Source organism: Paenibacillus sp. Y916 (assembly GCF_056786435.1).
This window is the reverse complement of the sequence record NZ_JBXCJA010000001.1, coordinates 140216-152502: the sequence shown is the minus strand read 5'-3', so window position 1 is coordinate 152502 and position 12287 is coordinate 140216. Positions and strand designations below refer to the sequence as shown.

The window sequence follows — 12287 nt, the reverse complement described above, 5'->3', positions numbered from 1 at the left end:
TTCACCTCAACCATATCCTACTTTTTTATGAAAACGGTTGCAATAGAAATATTCTCTAATACATCACCAACTGTACCGTTCATGATGTCAATTGGGGGATTTTTCTCAAGAGGATTAAAAATTGATTTTGTAAGTGTACCCTTATTAATTATGAGTGCCAAACAATGCTGTGATCATATTTTTCGGCTGGTTGAAAATACGAAGAAAATAAAAAGAGCTTGTTTTGAGAAAAATATCAAAACAAGCTTTTTTTAAAAGAAGTATGGATTGTCATTCACGATGTAACTGAGAGCTTGTTGCTAAGAACAAGTATTGCCGCATAGCTCCTCATTCTTAGCTCGACTCTCGTTACAACGAACGTTCTTTACTCAATAAAGTCCATTGCCCGAAGCATCAAGAGGATAACCTTCGTTGACTCTGCTCGTGTTGCAGCACCTTCTGGGTTGAATGTGTCCTTTGTTTTCCCCTCCATGATGTTCGCATCAACGATCATGGCAATATCCTCGAAGTAACTTTCGCTCATCTGACCCGCATCTTTGTAAATATCTGTTAGATTACGCTCGGTTTCCTTCACATCAATTTCATGATTGCGCAGGACAACTGCTATGATCGACGCCATCTCTTCTCGCGTAATCGGCTTGTCAGGATAAAATCCGAGTTCTGAGAACTTAGTCAAAATCCCCGCCTGCTTCGCCTGATCGATCGCTTCAAAATACCATTTACTCGAAGCAACATCATCATAAGAATTATTCACATTAGTATGATCTACCACTTCGTTATTTACCGGAAGATTCAAGCTATTGACGATCATCTGCACGAATTCTGCACGCGTGATAAGGTCGTTCGGAGCAAATATCCCCTCTCTTCTCCCAACGATAAGCCCCTTATTACCACTTTCAATCATATATCGCATTCCCCAATGACCAATAATGTCTGAGAACTGAACATGATTGCGAGCCACCACGACAATCCCATCACCTCTCATCAGCACTGCTGCTTCTCTCTCTGTCAGTTTCGCAGGTACAAACGAGAATCCAGCATTCGTATAACGTAGCACTGCATTGCCCTCTTCTAAAGTATGAAGTGTCAAGTTAGCAAAGGTGTTCGTAGCAAGCGCTTGAACCGTGGTGTTATCACGATTGGCGATACCTAGTTTAATGTCATAGAAATCACTAACTAGCATTCCAGAAGGGTATTGCTCTTTAAACGATTGTTCCACCTCTGCCTTCGCAACATCGGACAGCTTGTTGATCGCAAGCGTCAAAATCCCATCGTTCGGTATGGTTTCTTTCATTTGATTGACCAAATCAAACGGCAACGTATAGGTGCCCGAACCGAAAGTGATCAATAATTCAGCCTCTTCATTCTTAGCAAAAAGATCCTTTAGCGTCTGAACGCTTACCAAGAGGTAAACTTCATCCTCATCGCCTGCTTTGACAGTGATTGTTTGATCAGACAGGGCCAGCTGTGAAATATGCTGATCAAATCGTAGGTTGTCATGACGGTCTATCAATCGAATGACACCTCTCGGAACATTATAAACCGATGGTGGTATTTCTACTTTGTTATCTTCATCTTTATCTTCATCTTTATCTTTATCTTTATCTTTATCTATAATGCCAGGGTTCTGTCCTCCATCTGGAACCTTCGCCTTCGCGATTACGAACGTCAGCTCATCCTCTACCGTTTCTCCCGTTGCAAAGCTAAGCTTCGCCTTCACTGTATACTTACCAGGCGCTGATTCAGTCATCAGCTGTACTGGCGTGCTGCCATCATAGAAGACCGGTTGCCATGAACTGCCGTTCACTTGGTATACTGCACTCGCAACGCTCAACCCAGGGGACGCATACGCTAGCAGTGATATGGTTACCGCTCCTTCGTATGTTCCATCTGAGTTTTGCTGACCCTGCGCACTAAGCACAAGCGAATCTGGGACGATCGGTTCTGGAATCTTCGCCTTCGCTATTTCGAACGTCAGCTCATCCTCTACCGTTTCGCCTGTCGTAAAGCTAAGCTTCGCCTTCACCTTATACTTACCAGGCGCTGACTCCGTCGTTAGATTCATTGGCGCACTGCCATTATAGCTGACAACTGATTGCCATAAACCATCATTCACTTGATATTCTGCTTCCTCAATCGTTAACCCCATGGACGTATACGCTGGCAACGAGACATCAACTGCTCCTTTGTATGTTCCATCTGAGTTTTGCTGACCCTGCGCACTAAGCACAAGCGAATCTGGGACGATCGGTTCTGGAACCTTCGCCTTCGCGATTACGAACGTCAGCTCATCCTCTACCGTTTCTCCCGTTGCAAAGCTAAGCTTCGCCTTCACTGTATACTTACCAGGCGCTGATTCAGTCATCAGCTGTACTGGCGTGCTGCCATCATAGAAGACCGGTTGCCATGAACCGCCGTTCACTTGGTAATTAACATGCGCGATCGTCAGCCCAGTGGAGGAATACGTAGGCAGTGAAACTGCTACCGTTCCTTCGTATGTTCCATCTGTGTTTTGCTGGCCAAGTACACTAAGCACAAGCCGATCTGGTACAACAGCATCTGGAACCTTCGCCTTCGCTATTACGAACGTCAGCTCATCCACTACCGTTTCTCCTGTTGCAAAGCTAAGCTTCGCCTTCACTGTATACTTACCAGGCGTTGATTCAGTCATCAGCTGTACTGGCGTGCTGCCATCATAGAAGACCGGTTGCCATGAACCGCCGTTCACTTGGTAATTAACATGCGCGATCGTCAGCCCAGTGGAGGAATACGTAGGCAGTGAAACTGCTACCGTTCCTTCGTATGTTCCATCTGTGTTTTGCTGGCCAAGTACACTAAGCACAAGCCGATCTGGTACAACAGCATCTGGATCTTTCGCCTCCGCTATTTCGAACATTAGCTCATCCTCTACCGTTTCTCCTGTCGTAAAGCTAAGCTCCGCCTTCACCGTATACTTACCAAGTGCTGACTCCGTCATCAATTGCACTGGCGTGCTGCCATCATAGAAGACCGGTTCCCACGAACCGCCATTCACTTGGTATACTGCACTCGCGACGCTCAACCCAGGGGACGCATACGCTGGCAGTGAAATGGTTACCGTTCCTTCGTATGTTCCATCTATGTTTTGCTTACCATGTATACTAAGCACAAGCGGATCTGGTACGACGGCATCTGGATCTTTCGCCTTCGCTATTTCGAACGTCAGCTCATCCTCTACCGTTTCTCCTGTCGTAAAGCTAATCCCCGCCTTCACCGTATACTTGCCAGGCACTGACTCAGTCATCAGCTGCACTGGCGTACTACCATCATAGACGACCGGTTCCCACGAACCGCCGTTCACTTGGTATACCGCACTCGAAACGCTCAACACAGTAGATACATACGCTGGCAGCGAGACATCAACTTCCCCTTCGTATGTGCCATCTGCGTTTTGCTGGCCCTGCACCGTCAGCGTGAATGGATCTGGGATGACTCCCGGGACGCCAATATCGAACCTAACATCGTCAAGCTGATGCTCCATCCCTGATGCCAGTTGCACCTTAGCTTCCACTCGATAGCTCTCAACCTGGCTCAGCTTGGTCAACGTTGTCTCCGCTGTGCCATCGAACGGTACCTCTGTCCAAGCACCATTGTTCACTCGATAGAGTGCCTTGTCAATCTCAAAACCTTCGAGCGCATACGGAAGCATCTTGACCGCAACCGTACCGTTATAACTACCATCTTGCTGCTGGTCTCCCTGTACCTTGAGCTCAAGCTTCACTTTGGCTGTTTCTGTATTGTTGATCGTGAAGATGTAGTCCTTATCTAGCTCTTGTTGATCTGGAAAGCCCACTCGAAGCGTAAAGGTGTTTGACTCCCCATCCAGCGACCCTAACAGACGGTGATCAACAGTCAGATTACCTTTTTGCGCCTTAAGGATGTTGCCAGCATCATCGAGCAATGAAACCATTGTGCCGGAGTTTTCAGCAACGGCAAAAATTCTTGTTTGCTGCAAGTCTTCCGCTTGCAATTGATAATCTGTCGTATCCTTATCAAAGTTCAATTTAATTTCATTCAAACTAACTTGACTCAATGTGGGAGACTTGGGCCCGTTTGTAAGATCTTCCCTAAAGTACAAAACTTCTACGGAATGACCGATTTGGCTAAATGAAATGCGCCCGCTTCTTTTCTGCTCTGCAGCTAGACTCAGCAACTGTGAGCTGTTCCACGTGACGAGATATTCCGTTTCGATAATGTTGCCATTGGCATCCATTAAATTTGCCACTAGATTACCAAAACGTAGTACTCCCCTAGTCATATTTTGTACAGTTACTTCAACTTCGGTGTTACGACTCGTATTCGTTTGCTGTACTGTCAATAACACGTCCTTCGTATTGTACTTCACCGAGAGGTTATCGATGTTTACTTTGGCATCATTGTTCGTAGCATCGAACTCAGTAATCACTTTGCCATCCGCATCCTCAATCCAACTATGCACATAAGCCGTTAATCCCTTCTCAGGAATTTCCCACTCATTGGTCAGGGATCGAACACCCACTTCAACTTCATGCATGTAAGCCCCTTGATCAATCAAATCAAGCTCGGCATCATCTGAAATCGTAATGACTGAACCTGCCACTAATTGGTCGGTAGTAAATGACGGTGTCTTAAATACACCAATTTTAACTACTCTTCCTTTATTCGCAAGTGTTGAAGCATTCTTGTTATATAAAGGAACAGCGAACGTCCGTTTCTCATCTTCTTCCTTCGTCAATTTCACCGTTCCAATACCAATATCCGAAATGTCCAGCTTTAGCGTACCATGCTTTGACTGTACTTCTCCGTCTGCAAAAGTAACCTCCACCTTATAGGGGATATCTTTGACCGCTAACGGCACTTCATAGAATAGCTGCCATACCTTACTGCTATTCGGAAATAGGTCTGTATTTTGGAAATCATTGGTTTGCCCATCAAGCTCGATCTTGACTGTCTTCATTTTTCTCATGCCCTGATTCACGATACTCAATTGGATCGGCAAATCATGACCTGAAATAATTTCATTCGGATTGAGCATAATTTCATCGGCATTAAATTTGTTCGTATACGTTTCGGTAGCCGTATAAATGCCGCTTACCGTTTTGGATACTACAACTGGTATATCATCTCCACCTGGGTTTTCACCTTTCGGGGTGATCGAGCCAACTTTTTGTGTATCCGTCGTATACGTTGTTCCCAATATTAATGCTTTGATTTCGGTACCAGATGGGTTGATTACATAGGCATCAACGACATCCGCTTCTGTGTAATCTGGCATAGTAGCAACATCTATTGCACCTGACAAGTAAATTTTCTGGTCATCCACACCAAATTTCACTGCCTTTAATATGTCTCGGGTGACAATCTTGGTTTTGCTAATATCTGCTTCTGGCTCTTTCCATAAAATAGATAGCTGATCAATCCGCTTATTAGCCGCAGGCATCTTCACGAATGAGAAATTCGGATGAATTTTGACGTCATTATATGCTTGCAATATATTCATGCTGTCAACAAAATCATTATAAACTTCCCCATGATTATCGACTGCCAAAAGCTTAATATCATGCTCTATGATACCTGTTTCATCGCCTGTCGTGTGCCATGCGATCACAAACCGCTCAACGCCGTCTGGGAATACAGCACTTGTCAGCTGCGGATTCTCGTTCGCATTCTGATCATCCGTCACCTGCAAGTTTTTGATCGTTCCTTTTGTTTTCCAATTAGTCGCAGTTGCAGATGGATCTGCAGCAGTATCAACGATCGCATAGATGATTTCATTCCCTAAGCTAGCACTAGCGTTTACATCCGTTGAAACAGCAGCATTCTCTTGATTAACCGTGTATACCACTGCAACCGTGCCATCAATATGCATTTCGGCTGACAATCCCATAACACCGCCATTGGTTCCATTGTACAACGTCTCGACATCACTCCACTTGTTCGTTGCTAAGTCGTAGACGGTGTATACAATTTCATCGGATGCAGAGAAATCGAATGGATTGCCGCCATAAGAAGCATAAACGCTGCGGTATGCAACGAATACTTTACCATTGCCCACTGCAACAACAGGTGCGAGGTCTGGCGTCATGTTCGCTGTAAGGCGATGGGATTGCCACTGGGTACCATCGTAGATCGAAGCCATAATCTCCGCACTGTTAGTCATCTTCAGAATCTCGTGGTCGGTCATGCCTTTGTTACTTGCTTGCTCAACCTGCTCCTTCTGCGTGACCCATACTGCTGCCATCAGATTACCTTCACCAGCGATTTGTAACCCGCTGTCTCCGTATCCCTTCAAGGATACATCATGAACAATTCCACCTTTACTTTCATACGAATTCCCTTGTTTTATTGCCCAAGAAGCGACCGTATCTTTAATTTCCGTGCTATCCCCATCCGATACATACACAAACATCGAACCGTCTTGTGCTACTTGCGGATTGGAGTAAGGATAGGCATTCGTTTGCAGTGCTGCTGGTGCTTGATTCACAGGATCCAGCCCACGCAGCATGCCATTCGGAGCATTCGACTTGCCCCAAGTTCGCTCATACTCAGCAAGGTAATCCCGATCTTCCAATGTTGTGGATTCGAAAACATGCATATCTTCTTCTCCGATATGGTTCATATAAGCGGTAATCGCCATATCCACATTGGCGGCCGTTAACGGAGTCGTGCCATACGTCTTCCAATAGTCCTGAATTTTGTTCCAGTTATTGAATGCCCACGAGTGACTGTATCGAAGGGAGGCAAAATCATGCTCGATCGAAATAAATAATAATTTCAGCACGACCCGTACACCGACGACTCCTCCGAGAGTCAATTTATTGCCATAAAGTACACGTTCATTGCCATCCTGTAAATAATCCCGATTCAGCCAGGTACTTGTATTTTCAACCGTAATGCGTCCGAAAACACCAATCTTAACAGCAACAACGGAATAGTCAAAACCAACTCCACCGAACATTTCAATGTAGGCAATAATGCGAAGTGAAGTCAAATAATCATTGACGCTTTTCAGTTCACTATTTCGCCAAGGCAGCCCCTTCACTTCGTCAAACAGAACGGAAGCTTTGAAATCAACCTCTACTCCCCCGCCAATGGTCAGTGAAAAAGTAACCGGAACGAATCCAGCCATCATATTCCAGTTTTGTGTATATTCGAATCCACCGCCTGCGGTGAATCCGCCCCCATGAACAGTGTTTTCCCATTTGCCCGTCTTATTATTGTATTTCAGCTCACCGATATAATAGCCACCGGCAGAATATAAGACACTACTATCCTTATTTGTTTTTTGCGATTGTTTATACTCTTTTGTCTGTTCGGCCAAATACGTTTGATTCGCGATTTTCTTGGCATCGCCCAAGCCAGGAGCAAACGACGTCGCTGGATTTTGCAGCAGGTCCACAGCACCCGCACCGCCTGTACCTAGAATACTGTCAGAAGACGGTATATTGCCGAGTGAGCCAGATATGATCGTTTTGAAAACTAATGGGTCGTCTGTTGGGATCACCTTCATCGACAACGGTCCCACATCCATTTTCAAATTGGCCATCAATGATAGCGTATCTAAAACCACTTGGTCTCTATTATTCGGATCTTTCGTCCCGCCATTCGCCTTTTCCATCTCGCGTTTTAGTTGCTTTATTTCTTCACTAAGCACTGTCATGTTGATCGTCTCGACACCGATCATGTTGACAAGCTCCGCAGTAGATTGGAAGCTCTGTTTGAACTCGTTCGGCTTATTGTACAATTTATAATGAATCGGTCCAGATTCCGCTTTCTCCAGCCACATCGTATCATTGTTCAATATTTGCTCATGACGTGTAATAACAGTGTCTGAGAAAGGGTACTTCATCGTTTCATAAGACTGCCCTTGAGGACTAGTGCCTGCATCATTCAGCAGCTCCACATAAGCTTCCTGATCTACATTGTCGTCACCCCACCACAAGAATTCAGTTGTAAGGGTAAGCGTTCTAAACTGATCACTCGGACCGAACTTGCCCATATACGACATGATGGATGTTTTTTGTGTGTTCCAAGTATTCGTAATGTATTGATTCACGATTGAAGGATCTTTCAGTTGTTTATTGTGTTCAACTAAGCGAGAGTTTTTCTCACCGAATGCAACCAGATCAGCCTCGTTCGCATTGCCATCCAGCATGAGTAGCTGCGGATAATAGCGATCATCTTCAAACATCACTTCGAAGATCAAATCCAATTGATCCTTCGCCGAAAGGTTCGCAGCGTTCGTCTCCCCTGCTTGCTTGGAGTAAAAATCGGTTGTATCAAAAATCACTTCAAGCCTTCCGTCGTCTCCCAGCGTCTTTGTGATCCCTTCACCACTAATCTCAGTGAGTTCAGCATAGTTATTGTTTTTATAAACACCACCACGATAAGTCACTTTACCGGTATAAGGTTTGCCGTTTGGCATTTTGAAGAAGACCTCTACTTTGGATAATTGACGCAGCTGCAATATATTCATCGGATACAGCTCCATGCTTGCCGGATCTTTTTCTTTGCTTAGCAGCGTTTCGTGATTCAGCACTCCGGTATAAGTGGTGTCATTGAATTGGGATGTGACATACACATCACTCTTAATCCCATTCTCTTCATAAAGTGCAAACTCACCTTTGTTATTACTTGTGAATGATTTCTCAACGCCTGCTGGTGTTTTATATGTCAGAGTTGTTGTTGTTTTAGGATAAAATTGGAATAAGTACAATTTGTCTTGCAACGTTTCTACCGTTACATCCAACTCTGTTTTCATACCGGTTTTGGCATGTGTTGCTGATATCGTTGTTTGGCCATCCTTAATACCAGATAGCATAAAGTCATGCTTTGGTTGATAGGTCTCATAATAGTATTTTTCGATGTTTGCCAATACACCATTGCTTCTAAAGTTAACTACCGCCGCATCATTATTACTTGATTTCCATGCCAATTGATCGGTCATGACCCCTAAGTCTGTATAATCTTGATTGTTGATGCTCATCACATTTTGTAAGCTAATATCACGTTTCAAATCAACGATTTGATCAGGTGTCATGTTCTTGATGCGTTCAATATTGCTCATGAGATGGGACGCGGTTGATTGTCCGTCGATTTGAATTTTCAGTGCGTCACTTTTGTATACTTGCAAATATAGAGAATCGTAGGACCATGTGGCTTCGTAGCTGTCCTTAGCTGCCAATGTGATCGCGTAGACGTCTTTGATTTGCTTATTGCTTGTAACGGGATCGATCTTTAAGTGATACGAGCCACCATCCTCCGTCGCATCAGGACTAGTAAATGTGCCCGCTGCAGAATTGAACGTAATTAAACTGTCTGGAATTAACACGCCGTTTTTCGTCACCTTGAACTCGAACTCGCCTTGATCACTTGTATCGAAATTAGCTAACGTCCATTTCAAATCGATCGGTCCGTTGGTGTCCAAAATAAATTGCCCCATCGATTTGTCCAGCGTAATCGCTGGTGCTTCTGATTTCACCATAATGTAGGCATATGCCGTCAATTTCGTTGTCGGATTAACAGGGTTCGCTGTACTAATCTTCACCGTATAGCTTGGGATGTTTTGCCTTGATATCGTTGTAATAAATTCCTTTGGTATCGTAAACTGTGTCGCATTGATCAGTTCGGCTGTATCTGGTCCTGACCATTGTTTAATCGGTTTTTGTACCGCCAACTCCGTATCATCCCAATACCCTTCATATAACGATACCTCAAAATGAGCATCAGCCGGTGCTTCACCTGGCTTCGCCAACTCGCGGTACTTCGACATTACATTCGTCACCCATAGCAATTCGACCGCTTTATGTTGTGCCGTGTATAATTTGCTCACATAGTCCGGAACCCCAAGTATTGTAGTCCCATTTGCACTTGGGTTAATATAAATATTCTTCGTTGAATCCCTTGGAGTGGGGGCACCCTTTTTACCTCCATTTTTCGCACGAATCTCAAATCTGACATGGCCCGATTTCTTCGGAATAATTATGCCGTCTCTTGTTATGGAAGCAACAGAATCGTCCGTGCTGGTCCATTCGAATTGATCATATCCAATATAAGTCGCATCAAGTGGGTAGCTAAAGTCCAATTGGGTCATTTCTGTTGCATACAAACTCACTTCATTTTCTTTGCCAGAAGGCCAATACTCTGGGTAAATAATTTCCAAACTATAAATATACTTGACCTCTTTTACAGTAAAAGGAACGTACATATCATATAAGAGAGAGAAGTCCTTCACATTCTCTCCACTGGCCAGCGGATCGCGATTATAATAAATCTTGGCACGCAGCTTGCGATCTTTTATATTCGAATCTGTCATTAATTTCACAATGTCTTCTGTTATCTTGTAAGTCCCTTCCAATGCTAGTGGCGATGAGGGTAGACCGTCCGCACCAAGTCTCCAATCCAGTTCAACAATACCTTTGTCTCGATCGGCAAGCGAAACGACTACTCGTTTCTTAATCTCTTCTGGATCTTCACCGCCGTCTATGAGCCAATCCGCTTCACCATCATCGTTTTCTAGATTGACCGTCACCTTCACTGTATCTCCGACACCATAGACCGCTTTATCCAGCTCAAGCGAACCAAAAACATCCGATCGCGCATGATCAATCGTAATGTTATAGTCATTCAATTCTGGCTTTACTTGAATATCATTTAATAAATTGCCGATTAAGCTTTCATCATTTTTAATAGCATAATTCGGATCTGGGTGTCCACTTATAGACATCACTTTCAAATCTTCTGGCTTCATGCCTTTCGTAATAATCGCCTGGTATCCACCAACGAAGGTCATCCCACTGGAGAGTAGTGCCGGATATAAACTTGTATTATATTTTGCAGGTAGGGCAGTGTCTCCATTCGCTAGATGAAGTACAGGGTTACTATTGGTATTGAATAAGGGCGTTTTCATGGCAATAGGAAGATTATATTGAACGTTGATCGGTACAATTTGACCAGTCTTATAATGGCCATCTCTAATATCTATGCTAATTACATTACGATCTGGCCCTAGATTGGACCAACCTTCGAAGTAATTTTGCCCAGTATTAGTAATCGCACCCGGCTCATAAGCGAAATAAGCTCCACCTTCATAAACGTGGAAAAGTCCCCCGCTACATTCTCGCAAATCCCCACACACACTTTGATCGATTCGATCCATATTTTTGAAGTTTGTATAATGAATATAATCCGCTCTTGATCCATGCAACCAGGCTCTAGCTTGCGGACGAATTTGAGACCCATCATCGTACTCTGACATTATGCGAGTTCCGAACTGAATATCTGCAGATGTGCTCCCTATTTCAAACTTCACTTTAAGAACGCGCGTGCTATCGTGATCTACTGAACCAAAAGCACCATCAATTAACTCAATCTCAAACGAAACTTCTTTATCCTGTTTTTTGTTCAAGCGAAAGTTCTGAACAGAATCACTATAATTACCAAATTGATTGAGAGTATAATGTTGAATAAGCGTTACGACGACTTCATCTTCATAATCACCTGTATCAGCTGTGGATAATGCACTCAAGCTAATACCGCCATCACTCTCACTAAGTAAGTTCCCCGCTTCATCATAAAATCCGAAGCCTTCCTGATTAGCCTGCTCTAGCAGAGAGTCGAGATTATCCAAATGCTCAGGTGTAATATTAATATCATCGTTAGGATATGACTCCCTTAGTAGCGCTAGCTGATCTTCCATGGCAATGATTTCTTTCAGGATATTCAGAGAGATCGGCTCACCATCCACTTCTGCTATTTGTGACAGATCTGTGCTCTCATCCTGAAGCAAAACTTTGATTTCATCTAACGTAAAATCCTTACCATTCAAATGAATGTCATGCTGTAAAAATTGACCATTCTCATCGATGAGACCAAAATCCTCAATCGTCTTAAGCATGGTATATGCTTGTTCGGAGCCATACTCATCTATTAAAAACTGCATTAATTCATCTTGCGCAGCAGCCTGTTGAATCGTGCCTCCAATCTCATTTGATTTTGCAAACACTGTAAGGTCCATACTCGTCATAAGGAGCAGCAACACCAAAAAACTAGCTGCAATTCTCTTCCATCGTAAACGTATCATTGAATGCCTTCCTTTCTCCCGAAGCTATTGATTTCTCTATAATAATCATAAAAAGTCTTTCATACTGTAACCACGACTACTTTCTACTTGAATATTAGGTGATTTCCATATGAAATTCTTATTTCAACCTACTTGAGGTTACATGTAATGACAAGTAATTTCATGGAACATGATCAAACTACGCCTC

General features: G+C 43.7%; 1 protein-coding gene and 1 pseudogene. One reads left to right on the top strand and one right to left on the bottom strand.

What is annotated here, in order from left to right; all coding sequences use genetic code 11:
* Window positions 1-48: 48 nt before the first annotated feature.
* A pseudogene (locus AC1TO9_RS00655) lies at window positions 49-255 on the top strand (DUF3189 family protein); the annotation flags it as partial.
* Between the two features lie 109 nt (window positions 256-364).
* Here the strand turns inward: AC1TO9_RS00655 and AC1TO9_RS00650 are convergent.
* Window positions 365-12100 carry an S-layer homology domain-containing protein gene (locus tag AC1TO9_RS00650; RefSeq protein ID WP_482058137.1) on the bottom strand — a complete coding sequence of 3912 codons (11736 nt, stop codon included), beginning with the start codon at window positions 12098-12100 and terminating at the stop codon, window positions 365-367.
* Window positions 12101-12287: the final 187 nt, after the last annotated feature.

Bases quoted from the DNA above. Each gene is read 5' to 3' on its own strand.
- AC1TO9_RS00650 (WP_482058137.1), bottom strand. From the start codon at position 12,100: ATGATACGTTTACGATGGAAGAGAATTGCAGCTAGTTTTTTGGTGTTG.